The sequence below is a fragment of the Sanguibacter sp. 25GB23B1 genome (genome assembly GCF_040012415.1).
GTDB lineage: Bacteria > Actinomycetota > Actinomycetes > Actinomycetales > Cellulomonadaceae > Sanguibacter.
On the sequence record NZ_JBDYKL010000010.1, the window covers coordinates 97265 to 114788 of the forward strand.

At 70.6% G+C, this 17524-nt stretch carries 20 protein-coding genes; 15 read left to right on the forward strand and 5 right to left on the reverse strand.

The annotated features are described in order from the left end of the window. The first annotated feature begins 99 nt into the window (after positions 1–99). The 5 genes from ABKW26_RS08270 to ABKW26_RS08290 all read left to right on the forward strand — a co-directional run bounded on the left by ABKW26_RS08270 (position 100) and on the right by ABKW26_RS08290 (position 4644). Positions 100–813, forward strand: coding sequence for a DUF6308 family protein (locus ABKW26_RS08270; RefSeq protein ID WP_348592591.1), 714 nt, complete (start codon positions 100–102; stop codon positions 811–813). Positions 814–1029: 216 nt separating this feature from the next. Then, positions 1030–1233: a cold-shock protein gene (locus ABKW26_RS08275; protein WP_098455544.1), complete on the forward strand. Its 204-nt coding sequence runs from the start codon at positions 1030–1032 to the stop codon at positions 1231–1233. A gap of 214 nt (positions 1234–1447) precedes the next feature. Further along, complete coding sequence (locus ABKW26_RS08280) at positions 1448–2533, forward strand: acyl-CoA desaturase (protein WP_348592593.1); 1086 nt, start codon at positions 1448–1450, stop codon at positions 2531–2533. A gap of 144 nt (positions 2534–2677) precedes the next feature. Then, positions 2678–4222 carry a carboxylesterase/lipase family protein gene (locus tag ABKW26_RS08285; RefSeq protein WP_348592595.1) on the forward strand — a complete coding sequence of 515 codons (1545 nt, stop codon included), beginning with the start codon at positions 2678–2680 and terminating at the stop codon, positions 4220–4222. 218 nt (positions 4223–4440) lie between these two features. Continuing rightward, positions 4441–4644 carry a cold-shock protein gene (locus ABKW26_RS08290; RefSeq protein ID WP_066460786.1) on the forward strand — a complete coding sequence of 68 codons (204 nt, stop codon included), beginning with the start codon at positions 4441–4443 and terminating at the stop codon, positions 4642–4644. 110 nt (positions 4645–4754) lie between these two features. Here the strand turns inward: ABKW26_RS08290 and ABKW26_RS08295 are convergent, their stop codons facing one another. Both ABKW26_RS08295 and ABKW26_RS08300 read right to left on the reverse strand, forming a co-directional pair. Continuing rightward, positions 4755–5603 (reverse strand): SDR family NAD(P)-dependent oxidoreductase, encoded by an 849-nt coding sequence (locus ABKW26_RS08295; protein WP_348592597.1) that lies wholly within the window; start codon positions 5601–5603, stop codon positions 4755–4757. 141 nt (positions 5604–5744) lie between these two features. After that, positions 5745–5972 carry a hypothetical protein gene (locus tag ABKW26_RS08300; protein ID WP_348592599.1) on the reverse strand — a complete coding sequence of 76 codons (228 nt, stop codon included), beginning with the start codon at positions 5970–5972 and terminating at the stop codon, positions 5745–5747. Between ABKW26_RS08300 and ABKW26_RS08305 the strand changes: the two genes are divergently transcribed. From ABKW26_RS08305 to ABKW26_RS08330, 6 genes are all read left to right on the forward strand, one after another. Then, complete coding sequence (locus ABKW26_RS08305) at positions 5941–6465, forward strand: M15 family metallopeptidase (protein ID WP_348592601.1); 525 nt, start codon at positions 5941–5943, stop codon at positions 6463–6465. The two genes, ABKW26_RS08300 and ABKW26_RS08305, sit on opposite strands and share 32 nt — an antisense overlap. 184 nt (positions 6466–6649) lie before the next feature. Beyond that, complete coding sequence (locus ABKW26_RS08310) at positions 6650–6847, forward strand: hypothetical protein (protein ID WP_348592602.1); 198 nt, start codon at positions 6650–6652, stop codon at positions 6845–6847. 238 nt (positions 6848–7085) lie between these two features. Continuing rightward, entirely contained in the window at positions 7086–8234 is a 1149-nt protein-coding gene (locus ABKW26_RS08315) for an alcohol dehydrogenase catalytic domain-containing protein (protein WP_348592603.1), read from the forward strand. Next, complete coding sequence (fabG, locus tag ABKW26_RS08320) at positions 8231–9037, forward strand: 3-oxoacyl-ACP reductase FabG (protein ID WP_348592605.1); 807 nt, start codon at positions 8231–8233, stop codon at positions 9035–9037. Before ABKW26_RS08315 ends, fabG begins: the two co-directional genes overlap by 4 nt. A gap of 9 nt (positions 9038–9046) precedes the next feature. Beyond that, the gene (locus tag ABKW26_RS08325; protein ID WP_348592607.1) at positions 9047–9505 is read left to right on the forward strand and encodes a MaoC family dehydratase; all 459 of its coding nucleotides are present in this window, start codon (positions 9047–9049) and stop codon (positions 9503–9505) included. A 200-nt stretch (positions 9506–9705) separates the two neighbouring features. Then, on the forward strand, positions 9706–11307 hold the full coding sequence (locus ABKW26_RS08330; RefSeq protein ID WP_348592609.1) for a CotH kinase family protein: 1602 nt from the start codon (positions 9706–9708) through the stop codon (positions 11305–11307). Between the two features lie 7 nt (positions 11308–11314). Here the strand turns inward: ABKW26_RS08330 and ABKW26_RS08335 are convergent, their stop codons facing one another. Beyond that, positions 11315–12394: a LacI family DNA-binding transcriptional regulator gene (locus tag ABKW26_RS08335; RefSeq protein ID WP_348592611.1), complete on the reverse strand. Its 1080-nt coding sequence runs from the start codon at positions 12392–12394 to the stop codon at positions 11315–11317. Positions 12395–12425: 31 nt separating this feature from the next. Here ABKW26_RS08335 and ABKW26_RS08340 point away from each other — a divergent pair, with 31 nt between their 5' ends. Next, complete coding sequence (locus ABKW26_RS08340) at positions 12426–13649, forward strand: MFS transporter (RefSeq protein WP_348592613.1); 1224 nt, start codon at positions 12426–12428, stop codon at positions 13647–13649. On the opposite strand, the gene ABKW26_RS08345 is transcribed toward ABKW26_RS08340, so the two are convergent. Further along, complete coding sequence (locus tag ABKW26_RS08345; protein WP_348592614.1) at positions 13630–14229, reverse strand: hypothetical protein; 600 nt, start codon at positions 14227–14229, stop codon at positions 13630–13632. The two genes, ABKW26_RS08340 and ABKW26_RS08345, sit on opposite strands and share 20 nt — an antisense overlap. A 132-nt stretch (positions 14230–14361) precedes the next feature. On the opposite strand from ABKW26_RS08345, the gene ABKW26_RS08350 reads away from it, so the two are divergent. Beyond that, positions 14362–14865: a GNAT family N-acetyltransferase gene (locus tag ABKW26_RS08350; RefSeq protein WP_348592616.1), complete on the forward strand. Its 504-nt coding sequence runs from the start codon at positions 14362–14364 to the stop codon at positions 14863–14865. Here the strand turns inward: ABKW26_RS08350 and ABKW26_RS08355 are convergent. Beyond that, complete coding sequence (locus ABKW26_RS08355) at positions 14862–15308, reverse strand: VOC family protein (protein WP_348592618.1); 447 nt, start codon at positions 15306–15308, stop codon at positions 14862–14864. The two genes, ABKW26_RS08350 and ABKW26_RS08355, sit on opposite strands and share 4 nt — an antisense overlap. A 51-nt stretch (positions 15309–15359) precedes the next feature. Between ABKW26_RS08355 and ABKW26_RS08360 the strand changes: the two genes are divergently transcribed. Beyond that, positions 15360–15572: a MerR family DNA-binding transcriptional regulator gene (locus tag ABKW26_RS08360; RefSeq protein WP_348592620.1), complete on the forward strand. Its 213-nt coding sequence runs from the start codon at positions 15360–15362 to the stop codon at positions 15570–15572. A 408-nt stretch (positions 15573–15980) separates the two neighbouring features. Then, the coding region (locus ABKW26_RS08365) for an HSP90 family protein (RefSeq protein WP_348592622.1) at positions 15981–17524 on the forward strand (1544 nt) is incomplete at its 3' end.

Consider the following 17524-nt stretch of genomic DNA (forward strand, 5'->3'; position numbering starts at 1 on the left):
CCACCCGTGATGCACATCGACGGGTGAAGTACGGATGAAAAGCGATGTCGTCCCCCGCACGCTCTCGTCTCGGGAGGCGATCCGTCCGATAGTGCACACATGACAACATCGAGCTCGGAGGTCACCGCTGCCCGCCCGGACGTCAGAGTGGGTGGAGCGCGCGTCGACTTCGACACAGCGCGCGACCACGTCCGACGCCATCTCAACAGTCCCGGAGAGCACGGGTCCTACCCGGCGTACGACGCCTACGAGGGCGGACCGTCGGAGTTCCTCTCCCCCGCCGACCTCCTCGCGCCCTGGCTCGTCGGAGCCCCCCTCGAGAGCGTCGCCACGTACGACGCCCTCGTCGACAACCTGCCCGCCGTCAACGCGGTCCTGCGCGCCATCCCGATGGAGACGTCCCTCGCCGGCGCCACCTACGACGACATCAGCGCCGTGCTCGACCTCTACGCGTTCCTCGACACGCACCCGATGCCCGGTGTGAGCCTCACGACGTTCTCGTCGCTCCTGCACCGCAAGCGCCCACGCCTCGTCCCCCTCTTCGACAAGCGGATCGCGCGCTGCTACCTCGACATCGAGGGAGCGCCCCTCACGCGTGACGACAAGCGCTCCTACGCCGCGTTCGCCCAGCTGTGGCTCCGTGCCGTCCAGCGCGACCTCGACAGCCAGCTCGACGCCTGGTCCGAGTTCACCACGCTCGTCCCGCTCGACGGTCCGCAGATCAGCACGCTGCGCGCCATGCACATCGTCGGCTCGGCCCTCGGCGCCCTCACGGTCGAGACGCCGGAGCTCGCGGACCACGGCGTGGCATGACCGTCCGGCCGGCCCTCGACAGACCCGCGAGGACCGGCCACTAGCCACGACGCCCAGACGTGTGTAGTCTCTGGACAGAAGTTGCAGTGAATCTCATGTCTTTGCCGCGCAGGGCCAATGCCCGCGGATCTTGTTCTTCAAGAGTTGACGACGGAACACCGTGACGAACGCCTCCGACACGCGGAGCCGTTGTGATCACTCTTGAAGGAGTATCAAATGACTGTTGGAACCGTGAAGTGGTTCAACGCCGAAAAGGGCTTCGGCTTCATCGCACCTGAGGACGGCTCGGCCGACGTGTTCGCGCACTACTCCGCGATCTCGTCCAGCGGATACCGCAGCCTCGACGAGAACCAGAAGGTCGAGTTCGACGTCACGCAGGGCCCGAAGGGCCCGCAGGCGGAGAACATTCGCCCCCTCTGATTCTGGTGCCCTGACCTGGGCAGTCTGAGTATTCGGACGCCAGGACAGCAACCAAGATCTCTACGAATGCCCCGGGCCTCGTGCCCGGGGCATTCGTGTATCCAGACCGGCTGGGACAGCCGTGTCGCCGACCACGCCCGAGCTCGAGCGGAACTCACCGGTCGGCGTCTCCCCGAACGACCTCTTGCGCTCACCCACTCCCCACGGAGCCTCTATGAGCGCAACGCTCACCTCGCCCGGCCCTGCTGTGCCCGCCTCGCCCCGCGTCCGCGCGGTCACCGACTTCGCGGAGATCTCCCGCAGGATCCAGGACGCCGGCCTCATGCGCCGCCGCTACGCCTACTACTGGGCCAAGCTCGTCGGCATGGTGCTCGTCTGGGCAGCCCTCATCACCGTGTTCGTCGTCATCGGCGACTCGTGGTGGCAGCTCACGACAGCCGTCGTCGCCGCCGTCGTCATGACGCAGACCGCCTTCCTCGGCCACGACGCCGCGCACCGGCAGATGTTCGTCTCCGGGAAGTGGAACGAGTGGACATCGCTCGTCGTCGCGAACCTCTTCGTCGGCCTCAGCTACGGCTGGTGGCAGCACAAGCACACGAAGCACCACGGCAACCCGAACAAGGAGGGCGTGGACCCGGACATCGACCTGCCGGTCCTCGCGTTCACCGCCACGCAGGCCGCCTCACGCCGCAACCCCTTCACACGCTGGTTCGCCGCGCACCAGGGCTGGTTCTTCTTCCCGCTGCTGCTCCTCGAAGGGCTCGACCTGCACTACCAGGGCCTCAAGCGCGTCGTCGGCCGCGAGCCCATCGCCCGCCGTGGCATCGAGATCCTCTTCCTCGGCACCCGCCTCGTCGGCTACGTCGTCCTCGTCTTCGCCGTGCTCTCCCCGGTCAAGGCCGTCGTGTTCGTCGCGCTGCACCTCGCGCTCTTCGGCCTGTACATGGGCGGCTCGTTCGCTCCGAACCACAAGGGCATGCCCATCGTGCCGAAGGACCTCAAGGTCGACTTCCTGCGCCGCCAGGTGCTCATGAGCCGCAACGTCACCGGCGGCCGGTTCGTCGACGTGGCGCTCGGCGGGCTCAACTACCAGATCGAGCACCACCTCTTCCCGAGCATGCCGCGCGTCAGCCTGCGCCACGCCCAGCCGATCATCGCGGCGTTCTGCGCCGAGAAGGACGTCAAGTACACGCAGACTGGGCTCTTCGAGTCCTACGGCATCGTCATCCGGTACCTCAACGAGGTCGGGCTCGGCGCGCGCGACACCTTCACGTGCCCGCTCGTCCAGAGCCACCGCTGAGTCGTCCGCGCCTGCTGCGCCGGACCTCCCACCGACCCTCACCGCTTCTCCGCTCCGCCGGTGCGTGGTGACGGGCCGGACGGGCTAGCCTCAGAGCGAGGACGCAACCGCGAGGCCGCAACCAGCGGCGCAAGGAGCCGCACAGTGACCAGCACGGACAACCCCACGCCCGCCCGCACCGTGAGCACCCAGGTGGACGTCGCCCAGGGTCGGCTCCGTGGGACCACGACCACGAGCGGGCTGCGCGCCTTCCGCGGCATCCCGTACGCAGCCCCGCCCGTGGGGAACCTGCGCTTCCGTGCCCCTGCGGCCCCGACGAGCTGGACCGGGACCCGCAACGCCATGCACCACGGGCCCGTCGCACCGCAACGCGTCACGCAGGCGTTCTCCGCCGCCGGTCCGGAGACGGAGCAGTCCGAGGACTGCCTCACGCTGAGCGTCCTCGCCCCGCAGCCCGGACCCGACGACACCCCTCGCCCCGTCCTCGTCTGGTTCCACGGCGGCGCCTTCAGCCGCGGCGCCGGCTCAGCCCCCGCCTATGCCGCCGACGCGCTCGTCTCCCGCGGAGACGTCGTGGTCGTCACCGTGAACTACCGCCTGGGCGCCCTCGGCTTCCTCGACTTCTCGCAGTACTCGACCCCCCGACGGACGTTCGAGTCGAACCTCGGCCTCCGCGACCAGGTCGCCGCGCTCGAGTGGGTCCGCGACAACATCGCCGCGTTCGGCGGCGACCCGTCACAGGTGACGATCGCCGGCCAGTCCTCCGGCGCCGCAGCCGTGACGACGCTCCTGTGCGTGCCGGCCGCGCACGGCCTCTTCCACCGGGCGATCGCGCAGAGCCCCACCGTCTCCGCCGCCTACGGCCCCGAGCGAGCGGCGGGCTGGGCGCGCGACTTCATCAACTGGTTGCGCACCACGGAGAGCCTCGCGGCCGACGCGCTGCTCAGCGCCGCACCGAAAGAGCTCGTCGACGCCGGTGCCCGGCTGGCCGCCCTCGTCCCGGTCGAGACGCCGGGTGCGCTGTGCATGAGCCCCGTCGTCGACGGCGACTTCCTGCCCGAGCACCCCCTCGACGCCTTCGCCGCCGGCCGCTCGGCACAGGTGCCGCTCCTCATCGGGTCGACGAAGCACGAGGGCATCGTCTTCGCCGGCCCCGGGACGTCGGACGTCCCGACCACGCCCGAGGCGATCAACCTCATGTTCGAGATCACCGACCCCGGCGCCCAGCTCAAGGTGCTCTCCGCCTACCCGGGGTACCCGAGCATGCGCGCCCGTGCGCAGCTCGGCGGCGACGCCACGTTCTGGGTGCCGGCCGTCCAGGCCGCACAGGCGCACGCGGTGCACTCGCCCACGTTCGTCTACCGCTACGACTTCACGACCCCCTCCCTCAACCTGTCCGGGCACGGTGGCGGACACGGGACCGACCTCGTGCCCGTCTTCGGGATGCTCGACTCGCCGCGCGCGCGAGCCATGACGTGGCTCGGGGGGCGCGAGGAGCTCGCTGCCGTGAGCGACCGGATGCAGGAGAGCTGGCTGTCCTTCGTCCGCACCGGTGCCCCCGTCCCGGGGTGGCCCGCCTACGACGACGACGACCGCCCCACGATGATCTTCGCCGCTCGCGACAGGGTCATCAGCGACCCGGGCCGCGAGCGTCGGCGCGCCTGGGACGGGGTTGCGAGCTACCGCTGAAACCGGTCGATCTCGGTCGTCCGCGACTTTCGCAGGATCTCTAGCGACATCGCCCGGGGTGTGGCTAGAGTAAGCGCTGAAGTTGCAGTGCATCGCACGTCTTACCTGCACCGACGCGAGTCGGGGTAGTTCTTGGTCTTCAGGAGTGGACGACGCGCGCCGTGACGAGCGGCCTCCACAGGGGAGGTCGTCCTACACACTCTTGAAGGAGTATGAAGATGGCAGTTGGTACCGTGAAGTGGTTCAACGCAGAGAAGGGCTTCGGCTTCATCGCCCCCGAGGACGGCAGCGCTGACGTGTTCGCCCACTACTCTGCGATCCAGAGCTCCGGCTACCGTTCGCTCGACGAGAACCAGAAGGTCGAGTTCGACATCACGCAGGGCCCCAAGGGCCCGCAGGCGGAGAACATCCGCCCGATCTGATCTCGCTCCTGCGTCGATCTGATGTCGCGAAGGCCCCGGTCGGGAGACCGGGGCCTTTGGCGTTCCCGGAGTGCCTCCGGCCGTCGGTCCAGCGGTCGGACCGGCGGAGCTCACCGCCCGAGGTAGCTCGCGACGGCGCGGGCGAGGATCTGCGGTGCGACCTTGCCGGAGTGGTAGAGCGCGCGGGTCTGCGCGCCGACGATCCGGTTGACGCCGCGAGGCACCCCGAGGATCCGCGACGACTGGGTCGCCTGCCGGTAGACGGCCGCAGCGATCGTGTCGGGGCTGAGCCGGACCCCGAGGGTCCCGACGGTCCCGGCCGCGCGGGCGTCCTCGACGAGGCCGGTCCGCACCCACAGCGGCGAGACGCAGAAGGCGCGGATGCCGTGCCGGAGCCACTCGAGGTCGAGCCCCTCGGTGATGGACTGCACTGCAGACTTGGTCGCCGCGTAGGTGACGATGCCGGCCTGCCCGTAGAACGCCGAGGCGGAGCACATCGTGACGATGCGCGCGGGCTCGCGCTCGGCGCCCGGCTCGCCTGCGCCGCGGGCACCTGAGACCCGGAGATGGGCGAACGCGGCCTGCGACCCGGCGAGGACGCCCTTGATGTTGATGTCGACGAGGCGCGACTGGCTCGCCCAGGAGAGCTCTTCGAACGGTCCGGAGACGATGATCCCGGCATTGTTGACGAGCACCGTGAGGCTCCCGGCGACGGCGACGAACTCGTCGAGCGCACGGTCCCAGTCCGCCCGGTCGGTGACGTCGAGCCGCGTGGTGAGGACGGGGCGCCGTGGGCGGCCGGTGCGGCTGTCCGTCACGTGCTCCCAGCCGGCAGCCAGCGCTTCCTCGTCGAGGTCGCTCACCCCGACGGTCCACCCGTGCCGGAGGAAGGTCTCGGCGGTGGCGCGGCCGATGCCGCGGGCAGCGCCGGTGATGAAGACGGTCGTGTGCGAGGTCATGGGAGAACTATCCACCCCGTCAGCCGGCCCCACCGGGGAGGCGTGCCGCAGGGGTGCGTGGTGCAGCGTTGCTGCGCTGTGACGCCTGGCGCACGTGCTGGCCGATAGTTTCGGGGACGTGCGCGCGTCGCGCCGAACTCCTCATGAGCGAGACATCCGGGCCGATGAGCGGGTCGAGACAGGACCCATGGACGGGGCCGACGCCCAGGCCATGAGGACGGCCGCACCGAAGGTCAGGAACAGCTCAGTGGGTATCGAGGCAATCTCTTCACGCATCATGGAGATCCAGACGACGATCGCGTCGATCTCGATGCGCCCTGCCCCGATGGCGGCCTCGGTGAACACATCGGCCGCATCGAGCGCGTCCACCTCCACGTCCTTCGACACGGTCCTCGCCCAGGCCCAGGCACTGACGACCAGCTCGTCCACCGTCGCCGCGAGCGGCAGCGCGAGGTCCACGCTCAACGCCGACGGCATCCCGACCGACCTCGCGGCCTACGGCAACGGCAAGATCCCGCGCGACGCTCTCGCCCCGATCGGCAGCACGGGCCACCGGCTCTGGGCGCCGGCGAGCGCCGGGTTCGAGGGCCTGCTCGCGGCGGCCAAGGCTGACGGCATCGACATCGGCATCACGGACTCGTACCGCACCTACGAGAGCCAGGTGGACCTGGTCGCGCGCAAGGGCCTGTACTCCGAGGGCGGTCTCGCAGCGAAGCCCGGGACGAGCGACCACGGGTGGGGCCTGAGCGTCGACCTCAAGCTCGACGGCCCGGCGCTGGCATGGATGCGGGCGAACGGTGCGGCCCACGGGTTCGTCGAGGACGTGCCCCGCGAGCCGTGGCACTGGACGTTCCAGGGCTGATCGTGACGGTTCAACGACCGGTGGTCACTGGACGCAGGTAGGATGACAACGGTTTCACCGCGAAAGTATCGTGAGCACGCTCTCACCGTTGAAATACCGCGGATTCATCCATGGGTACTTCTCCCCATACGGTTCACCCCGCCTGGCCTTGAGTGTCGCCCCCATGGACCCTAGTGTCCTCAGGGTGATCAGTCCGAAGCTCGATACCGCAGCAGCAGCTCCCCTCACGCTCGTCTCGCTCCGGCGCGTCGGGTTCGCCGGGCTGGCGATGGCCAACCTCATCGTCGAGCACCCTCTCGCACCGTCGACGCCGCTCACTCCGCGCTCCGTCCGTGGCCGCCGTTCTGGCACCCCGGCCCGCGAGCCCGCCCCGATCGCCTGACGGTCCGCCCCCTACTCGTCTCACTCCTTCGCTCCACCCAGACCTGACGTCTCTCGTCAGGCCACTCGCAGGCGGTCAGCCGCCTGCCTCGCACGGCCCCTCGCGCACACCGGCGTCGCGAGCACGGTCGTCGCCAGCACCACGACCTCTCCACGCACATCCGCCTCGCGCGGGCGTGGTGTAGGATCCGAATCACATACCGCCTAGTCGGTTTGGACTCGGGAGCTGGAGGCGACACGTGCAGATCCTCGGCGCAGTGCTCGAGACCGTCGGTGCCCCGCCGCCCTATGCCTCCTCCCACCCGCTGAGCGTCGGCCCGCTCGAGCTCGACCCACCCGGCGACGGGGAGATCCTCGTGCGCATCGAGGCCGCCGGCATCTGCCACTCCGACCTCTCCGTCGTCGACGGGAACCGCGCGCGCCCCACACCCATGCTGCTCGGCCACGAGGCCGCGGGGATCGTCGAGCTGCTCGCACCGGGAGTACCGGACCTTGCCCTGGGCGACCGCGTCGTCATGACCTTCCTCCCGCGGTGCGGCGCGTGCAGCGGCTGCGCGACAGACGGTCGGCTGCCGTGCGTCCCCGGCAGCGCGGCGAACACCGCCGGCACGCTCCTCGGCGGTGGCGCACGGCTCCACCGCGACGGGGAGCCCGTCGCCCACCACCTCGGCGTCTCCGCCTTCGCGTCGCACGCCGTCGTGCACCGCACCTCTGTCGTCCGCGTGGACGCCGACGTGCCACCCGACGTCGCCGCGCTCCTCGGCTGCGCCGTCCTCACCGGCGGTGGCGCCATGATCAACGCGTCCGACGCCCGGCCGGGGGACACGGTCATCGTCGTCGGGCTCGGCGGAGTCGGCATGGCCGCCGCCCTCGTCGCGCTCTCGCTCGGGCACCACGTCATCGGCGTGGACAGCGTACCCGCGAAGCTCGACAGCGCCCGTGCCTCCGGCGTGCACGAGGCGTGGACGCCCGAGGAGCTGCTCGCACAGACGATCACCGCTCCCGTCGTCATCGAGGCTGCCGGGCACGCGCGCGCCTTCGAGACCGCGGTGCGGGCGACCGCGCCAGGCGGCCGGACGGTGACCGTCGGCCTGCCCGCACCGGGTGCCCTGGCGGAGGTCTCTCCGCTCCTGCTCACCGCCGAGGCGCGCACCATCGTCGGCAGCTATCTCGGGTCTGCCGTCCCGGCGCGCGACATCCCGCGGTACGCCGACCTCTGGCGCGAGGGCCGGCTCCCGGTCGAGCGGCTCATCTCGGACCGCATCGCGCTCCCGGAGATCAACGACGCCATGGACGCGCTCGCCGAGGGCCGGGCACTGCGACAGCTCATCATCTTCGACGGCGACGATGCCGTCGGGCACCCGACCGAAGGAGAACCCATCCCATGACCACACAACCCGCACAGCCCGCACCCCAAGATGCGCCTGCTTCCGACGACTCACCGCAGCGGACGGCGATCGTCACCGGCGCGGCCCGCGGCATCGGCGCCGCGGTCGCGAGACGCCTCGCCTCGGACGGGTTCGCCGTCGCGGTGGTCGACCTCACCGAGGACGGCACCGCCGAGACGGTCGCCGCGATCACCGCCGCGGGCGGCAGGGCGCTCGGTATCGGGGCCGACGTCGCCTCGGCCGACGACGTCCAGCGCGCCGTCGACCGGACCGCGAACGAGCTCGGCGCACCAACCGTCCTCGTGAACAACGCAGGCGTGCTGCGGGACAACCTCCTGTTCAAGATGTCCGACGACGACTGGGACACGGTCATCGGCGTCCACCTGCGTGGTGCCTTCCTCATGGCGCGTGCAGTGCAGAAGCACCAGGTCGAGGCTCGCTACGGTCGCGTGGTCAACCTCTCGAGCACCTCCGCCCTCGGCAACCGGGGTCAGGCGAACTACGCGGCCGCGAAGGCCGGGATGCAGGGGTTCACGAAGACGCTCGCCATCGAGCTCGGTCCGTTCGGTGTGACGGCCAACGCGATCGCTCCCGGCTTCATCGCCACGGACATGCTCCGGACGACGGCCGAGCGCATGAAGATCACGTTCGACCAGCTCCTCGAGGGTGCTGCCAAGGAGATCCCCGTCGGTCGTGTGGGGCAGCCGGAGGACATCGCGGCGCTGGCGTCCTTCCTCTGCTCGGACGAGGCCGGGTTCGTGTCCGGCCAGGTCATCTACGCCGCCGGCGGACCGAAGGCATAGGGGAACACCATGACGCACTACGCGCACCCCACCGAGCTGCTCGACGCGGTCGGCAGCGAGCACGGGCCGAGCGACTGGCTCGCGATCGAGCAGGACCGGGTCGACGCCTTCGCTGCCGCGACCGACGACGAGCAGTGGATCCACGTCGACCCCGAGCGTGCAGCGGCCGGACCCTTCGGCGGGACGATCGCCCACGGATACCTCACGCTCTCGTTGCTGCCCGCGCTCACCGGGAAGCTCTTCACGGTCGACGGCATCGCCATGGCCGTGAACTACGGGCTCGACCGGGTGCGGTTCCTCCAGCCCGTGCGCGTGGGGTCGCGGGTGCGGGCCCACGGGCAGATCACGAGCGCCGAGACCGTCACCATGGGCATCCGCGTCGGGATGGCCGTCACCGTCGAGATCGAGGGAACGGGCAAGCCGGCGCTCGTCGCAGAGACGATCGCGGTGTTCGTGCCCGCGGTCTGACCCGAGCCGCTCGGGATTCGGGGTGGTCGACGAGGCGACGATCGCCGTGGTCCCGCGCGATGGTGGCCGGCCCCGGCACGCGACGGCGCCTGAGCCGCGAGACCGAGCAGGCACAGCACATCCACAGCGGGGTAACACCGTCCCTCAAGGCGCAGAGGGTGTCCTGGAGACTGCCCGTCGTCGACCCACGAAGGATCTCCATGACTCCCCAGCAGCTCCCCGCAGCGCCCGGCGTGAGCACCCCAGGTCCACCCGTCACCGGCCGATCCGTGAGCGGACCTGGCCACCGCCCGCGCCGGTCACGCGTCACGGCCGTCGTGCTGGGTGTGACGCTGACCCTCGGATCGCTCGCGGCGTGCTCGCTCGAGACGGCGGGCGGCTCAGGATCGGGGACGACCTCCACCGGGACGTGGGGCGACTCCTCCGTCCGCTCGGCGAGCGACTCGGAGGGCACCGTCTGGGACTCCTCGTCGGTGCACAGCATCTCCGTCGAGCTCGACGAGGACGAGTACGCGGCCATGCTCGGGGCCTTCGTCGACAACGACGAGAAGGAGTGGATCAGCGCGACCGTCGTCATCGACGGGCAGACGTTCACGGACGTGGGCATGCGCCTCAAGGGCAACTCGTCGCTGCGGTCCGTGAGCACGACAGACACGGAGCCGCAGGACCTGCCCTGGCTCATCCGGCTCGACAAGTTCGTCGACGGCCAGGAGCTCGACGGCTCGACCGGCTTCGTCGTGCGCTCGTCCAGCATGCAGACCTCGCTCAACGAGGCCGTCGCCCTCGAGCTCTTCGACCAGGCCGGACTCGCCACGCAGGAGGCGATCGCGACGCGGTTCTCGGTCAACGGCAGCACCGAGACGCTCCGCCTGACGATCGAGAACCCGGACGACGCGTGGGACGCCGCAGAGTTCGACACCGAAGGGATCCTCTACAAGGCGAAGGCCGAGGGCGACTACAGCTATCGCGGCGACGACCCCGAGTCCTATACCGACATCTTCGACCAGGAGACCGGCGACGACGACACCCTCGAACCACTGATCGAGCTCCTGGAGTTCCTCGACTCCTCCGACGACGAGACCTTCGCCGCCGAGCTCTCCGACCACCTCGACGTCGACGCGTTCGCGACCTACCTCGCGATGCAGGACCTCGTCGGGAACTTCGACGACATCGACGGCCCCGGCAACAACTCCTACCTGCGGTACGACACCGAGACCGGCGCGTTCACGGTCGTCAGCTGGGACCTCAACCTCGCCTTCGGCCAGTCACCCATGGGCGGCATGGGCGGAGGCATGGGCGGAGGCCGACCCGATGGCGCGGGCGGCGAGGGCTTCGTCCCGCCCGACGGAGCCGAGCTGCCAGAGGGCGTGGAGCTGCCCGAAGGCGTCGAGCTGCCCGAGGGGTTCGTGCCCGGCGAAGGGTTCCCCGACGGCGAGATGCCCGAGGGCATGGAGCCCCCGACCGGCGAGCTCCCGAGCGGCGCGGGAGGCCCGAGCGGCGCGGGAGGCCCGGGCGGCGCAGGAGGTCCGATGGGCGGCAGCAACGTCCTCTCGACCCGCTTCCTCGAGAACGCGGACTTCACCGCCCTCTACGAGAAGGCCACCACCGACCTCACCGCGTCCCTCTACACGAGCGGGGACGCCCAGGAGATCCTGTCCACCTGGGTCACCGTGCTCACGGAGCAGGCAGGGGACCTCGTCGACGCGACGACGATCGAGACCGAGGCAGACGCCGTGCGGGCGGGGTTCTCGTCCTCGGAGTCCTCGGAGTCCTCGGAGCCTGCGGAGCCGTCGGCGTCTTAGGCGAGGGTCACGCCCCGGGCATCGTCGTCGCCCCAGGACGCAGCCTGCGGGTCGTCGACGCCCGGACGACGACAGACCACTGGTCGCCGTGGGAGGGAGCGTCGCCGCCGAGCGCGAGCCGCGCAGCCGCCGCGCCTTGCGCGCGCAGGTCTTGGGCCACCGAGCTGAGCCCGTGCGCGGCGGCCTCCTTCGAGTCGTCCCACCCGCTCACCGTGAGCCGCTCCGGGACGGGAACCTGCGTCGACGCTGCAGCCCGGAGGACACCGAGCGCCTGCTCGTCGCTCATCGCAGCGATCGCGTCGACGGGTCGATCCTGTGCGAGCATCTGCTCGGCCAGCGAGAACGCCTCGTCGTCGTCGTTGGTGGCGGCGACCCCCACGAGCACGTCCGCCCAGTCGAGCCCGAGCGCCTCGATCGCGTCCCGGTACCCGAGCAGGCGTTCACGGGTCACGGGGAACCGGGCGGTCGCAGGATCGACGCCGGGTGCCAGGGCCGTCGTGCGCTCGCGGTCCAGGGGGAAGCTGAGGACGGCAGGGCGCTGCGCGCCGGCGAACGTCTCCATGCCGATGGCGAAGGCCGCCGCGCGGTTGTCAATGCTCACCAGGGTGAAGCCCTCACGAGCCGGCCCACCGTGGACCACTGCGGGCCGACCGGAGCCGGCGACGGCGTCGAGCACCGGGTCGTCGTCCGACGTGGTCCAGACGACGAAGGCGTCGACAGCGGACGCGGCAACGCGTCGGGCATCGTCCTGAGCACCCGTGACGGGGACGATGAGCATCCCGTGGACACGCTCCGCGCAGACGTCCGCGATCCCCGCGAGGAAGGCGCTGGCCTGCGGGTCGTCGAACGCGTACGTGAGGTGCTCGCCCAGGATCACGCCCACCGTCTGTGTGCTGCCGTAGCGGAGGGAGCGTGCGGCGGGGTCGGGCCCGGCGTATCCCAGCTCGGCCGCTGCCTGCAGGACTCGGTCCCGGGTGTCCGCAGAGACGCGCGCTGGTCGGCTGTACGTGTAGGAGACCGTCATGACGGACACGCCGGCGCGCGCCGCGACCTGGGTCATCGTGGTGCGCCGAGATCCCGATTGCATGACACGACCCTACCTGTGTAACGTCACACACATGGTCGAAGGACACTCAGACGCACGAAGCCTCGTCACCGCCGCCTATCTCGCGGCCGCGGCCTTCGGCTCCTTCTGGGGTGGGTGGGGCGCCAGCATCCCCCGCATCCGGGAGCAGGCCGGCGTCGACGACGGCCAGCTCGGCGTCGCCCTGCTCTTCATCGGAGCCGGAGCGCTCCCCGCCATGCTCCTGGCCGGTCGCGCCCTCGACCGGTGGGGCTTCCGCTTCGCCGTCGCCGCCGTCGTCACGCTCGGCGCAGCCGGGCTCGGCGTCGCCCTGACCGCGCACAGCTTCGTCGCGCTCTGCATCGGGCTGACCGTCGTGGGCGCCACGAGCGGTGCGTGCGACATCGCCATGAACTCCGTCGCCGGGCGCGCCGAGCAGCTCTCGGGCGCGTCGGTCATCATCCGTGCGGGTGGCGTGTTCTCGACCTTCGTCGTGCTGTCCAGCCTCACCACCGGGCTCTCCTCCCGGCTCGACGCACCGGTCTTCGCGCCGTTCCTCGTCGTGGCAGCCCTGTCCGTCGTCGCGTCCGCCGGCACGCTCCGATCCCTCCGCGGGGGTCCTGTCAGGCCACCCGTCGCGGAGCGGAGAGCCGCCGACCGTCAGCCGCTCCTGCGGTACACGCCGCTCCTCGTCATCGGGGTGCTGGGAGCGCTGGCCTTCGCGAGCGAGAACGCCCACCAGAGCTGGGGGGCCGTCTTCCTCGAGGACGAGCTCGGTGCAGGCCCGGGACTCAGCGCCGTCGGACCGGCGGTCTTCGCGGCAGTCGTGGCCGTCACGCGGTTCTCGCTGGGAACGGTCCGAAGCGGGCACGAGCCGACCGTCATCGTCCTGGGGTCGATGACCGCAGCATCAGGCGCACTCGTCATCGCCGCCTCCCCCAGCATCGCGGTCGCCGTCCTGGGTCTCGTGCTCGCCGCCGCCGGGACCGCGGCCCTGTATCCGATGATGCTGAGCATCGTCTCGCGCACGATCGACGAAGCGCACAGGGGGCGGGCCACAGCGATCGTGACCACCGTGTCCTACGTCGGCTTCCTCCTCGGTCCGGTGTACGTCGGTCTCTGGTCCCAGGCGACGGGCATGCGGGGAGCGATGGTCGCCGTCGCAGCCCTGGGCGTAGCGCTGGCCGCGCTCTCCGCACCGCTGCTCAAGGCGTCCGGCTACACCGGGCGACCGGTCGCCCGGGGACACGACGCGGCAGCTACTTCGCGACGAGCGTGAACGTGCTGCTCAGCTGGTCGCCGGAGGGGAACACCTCGAGCATGCCGTCGTCCGGGTTCACGCCGAGGAAGCCGGCGCTCGAGCTGAGCGAGACCATCTCGGGGCTGTCGAGTGCGGTCACCCGGAACGTCTGGGCCGTGTCCGCGGCGTCGCACGTCGCCAGCGACACGTCCCCCTCCAGGGGGAGGGAGAGGCAGGACGCCACCCCGTCCGTGAGCGCCACGGTCATCAGCTGGTAGGTCTCGCCGCTGCCCTCGATCGGGGTGATCACCCACTGGGCGGGGACCTCGGACGCGGCCGGGTCCTCGACCGTGATGACTCCGCCCTCGACGGACGGGGCGATGAAGGTGCCCGCGTAGGTGCCGATCTCGACCTCCTGCTCCCCGTCGAGCAGCGACCCGTCGTCGGGCTCTTCGGTGGCGGTCGGGTCGGCGGTCTCGGACGGCGTCTCGGTCGGTTCAGCGACGGTGGAGGTTGTCGGCGACGGGGTGGCCTCGTCGGCGTCCGACGAGCAGCCGGTGAGGGCCAGCGCGGAGCCGAGAAGACCGATGGACAGGACAGTACGAGGTGTCGTGTTCATCGTTCGAGTAGATCACCGTCGGTGAACAGCAGCAACGTGAGGACGGACCGGTCGGTGCGGACGACGGCCGGGACCGGCACGGAGCGGACGCCACCCTTCGCTGACGTTCCGGGACGCGATAGCCTCCAGACGATGAGCACTCATGAGGTCTCGATACGCTCGACCACCGAGGCGGACTGGCAGGAGATCCGCGACCTCCGGATCGAGATGATCCGCGACATGCCGATCGGCTACGGCGAGACGCTCGACGCGGCACTGGCCCACGACGAGACCGAGTGGAGGATGCGCGGACAGCGTGGCACCGCCGAGCACAGGACGATGATCGCCGCGATCACCGCGTCCGGGCGCTGGGTCGGGATGATGGGCGGGTTCGTCCCCGACACCGGCCCCCTCCTCATCGGCGTCTACGTCGCCCCGGACTTCCGCGGGAGCGAGCGCGGCGTGACTGATGCCCTGCTGGCGACGATCGAGGACTGGGCCCGCACCGAGGGCGACCGGCTGACGCTCCACGTCCACGAGGACAACGCCCGCGCGCGCAGAGCGTACGAGCGACGCGGGTACGTGCTCACCGGGCACACGGTCCCCTACAGCCTCGACCCCACGAGGGACGAGCTGGAGATGGTCAAGGAGCTCTAGTCCCGCGGCTGAGGCTCCAGCTCCTCGAACACGGTGATCTGCAGCCCGGCGGGCGCGCTGAGCCGCGCGTTGAGCGAGCGCCACGGCGTCGTGGTGGGTGGGGCGAGCTCCTCGGCACCGGCGTCGACGAGCGCTCGGCTGGTCGACGCGGCGTCGTCCACCTCGAAGGCGACCCTCAGGTGCGGGGCGATCCGTCGGCCGACCTCGACCTCGTCGATCATGCGCGCCTGGGCAGGGTTGGCGAGCTCCAGGGTGGCACGGCCGGCGTCGAGGATCACGACCCGGGCGTCACCCTCGCCCTGGAACGCGGCCTGCTCGGGCAGCCCGAGGACGTCGCGGTAGAAGGCCACGGCCTCCTCGAAGTCGGTCGCCTCGACGACCAGTCGGAGCTGCCGCACAGCCGGAGTCGTCGCGGTCCCGGGGTTCTCGTCGGTGTTCGTCATCGCAGAACCGTAGGTGGTGACACTGGTGTCAGGTGCAACGATGGGCGAGTGATGACGAGAGGCAGGCCCGCTCTGCGGATCGGGGAGCTGGCAGTCGCGACCGGGGTCAGTGCGCGGTCGTTGCGCTACTACGAGCAGCAGGGACTCATCGTCAGCACCCGCACCCCGGCGGGCCACCGCCGCTACGACGCGGGCACGGTCGACACCGTCGTCCGCGTGCAGGAGCTCTACGCCGCCGGTCTGTGCAGCACGAAGATCGCATAGCTCCTGCCGTGCCTCCAGGGGCCTCCGACCAGCCGGACCCCCGCGCTCCTCGCCGACCTGGTGGATCAGCGAGACCGCCTGGACGCTGCGGAGCGAGACATCCGTCGGGCCAGAGACGTGCTCGACGAGATCATCGGCTCACTGACGGACTGACGTCCAGGTCGAGCCGTCGCCACGCCAGGCCGCGACTCCTCCGGAGCCGACCTCGGGATGACGGGTGTCATCATCCCCGACCCCACCGTGGGCACGATCCTGCGTCCGATCGCCGCGGGGTCCAGAGCACCGGCACGACCGCCCCTTGCACCTTCCGCGCGTCACAGGACGAGCTCATGACGATCCGGTCCCACCCCGAGAACGCCACCCGAATCACCGAGGTCTCGGGCCGTGACCGTGCGCTATGCTCTGCGCGTGTCAGATCCCGGTGGCCGTGCCGAGCACGCCGAGTCGCAGCCTTTCCAGGTCGATCTGCGCGGGGTCGTCGACCTCCTCAGTCGTCACATCTACTCGAGCCCGCGCGTCTATCTGCGCGAGCTGCTCCAGAACGGCCGAGACGCCATCACGGCTCGCTCCCTCCGGGACGGCCACGACTCCTCCTGGGGAGTGCGCATCTCCCCCGCCGGCGTCGACGGCACATCGCTGGTGTTCGAGGACGACGGGATCGGGCTCACCGCGACCGAGGTGGCGGACCTGCTCTCCACGGTGGGCCGCAGCTCCAAGCGCGACATCCTCGACCTTCCACGTCACGACTACCTCGGTCAGTTCGGCATCGGTCTCCTCAGCTGCTTCATGGTGGCCGACACGATCGTGGTGCGCTCACGCAGCGTGACCGGCGCGCCGGCCGTCGAGTGGTGCGGTCGCTCCGACGGCACGTTCACCGTCACGGAGCTCCACGAGGACCTGCCCTTCGGCACGTCGGTGACCCTCGATCCCCGCCCCGGCAGCGAGGCGTTCGTCGGCGCACGCGCCGTCGAGCAGCTGGCGCGCGAGTACGGGCAGTTCCTGCCTCTGCGGGTCGAGGTCGCCACCACGGTGGGACCTCCGCTCCTGGTCACCGAGGAGCCTGTGTTCCTCGACCCGGAGTCGAGCGAGCTCACCCGCTACGGCCGCGAGCTCCTCGGCGTCCAGCCGTTCGCGTCGTTCCCCATCGCCTGCTCCGCGACAGGCACTCGTGGCGTCGCCTTCGTCCTCCCGCACTCCCCGCCGCCGGGCGCAGCCCAGGCGAACCGCGTGTACCTGGGCCGCATGCTGCTCAGCGAGCGGGCCGAGGTGCTGCCGTCCTGGGCGTTCTTCGTCCGTGCCGTCATCAACACCGACGGGCTGCACCCCACCGCGAGCCGTGAAGACCTCGTCGACGACGACGCGCTGGAGGAGACGCGCGCGGCCCTCGGAGCGGACGTGCGCGCCTGGGTCATGCGCATGGGCGCCGAGCAGCCGTACCTGCTGGCAGCCTTCGTCGCCGCTCACCACCTCGCTCTCAAGGCCCTGCTGCTGCACGACGAGGAGCTCGCGCAGATCATCACGCGCTGGCTCACGGTCGAGACGACCCTCGGGACCATGAGCATCGAGAGCCTCGTGCGCAACCACCCGCACGTGCGGTACACGGAGACGCTCGACGAGTTCCGGCACGTGGCGGGCATCGACGCCGGCGGGCCGCCCATCGTCAACGGCGGGTACACGTACGACGCCGAGGTGGTGCGCATGCTGCCGCGCCTCTACAAGGGCGTGAGCGTCGAGAAGGTCGACGTGCTCGGCGAGGTCGACGCGCTCGCGCCTCCCCCGCTGGACGACCGTGCCGCGGCGCTCGCCGTGGAGCGGCGCGTCACCGCTGCTCTGGCCGAGGTCGAGGTCGTCGGCGTGGTGCGGGCGCTGCCGGTGGGAGACGGCTCCGATCATCCACTTGTACTGCCACATGAGGTCCGACGGCCCGTGGAGGTCGAGGTCGAACGTGGTCG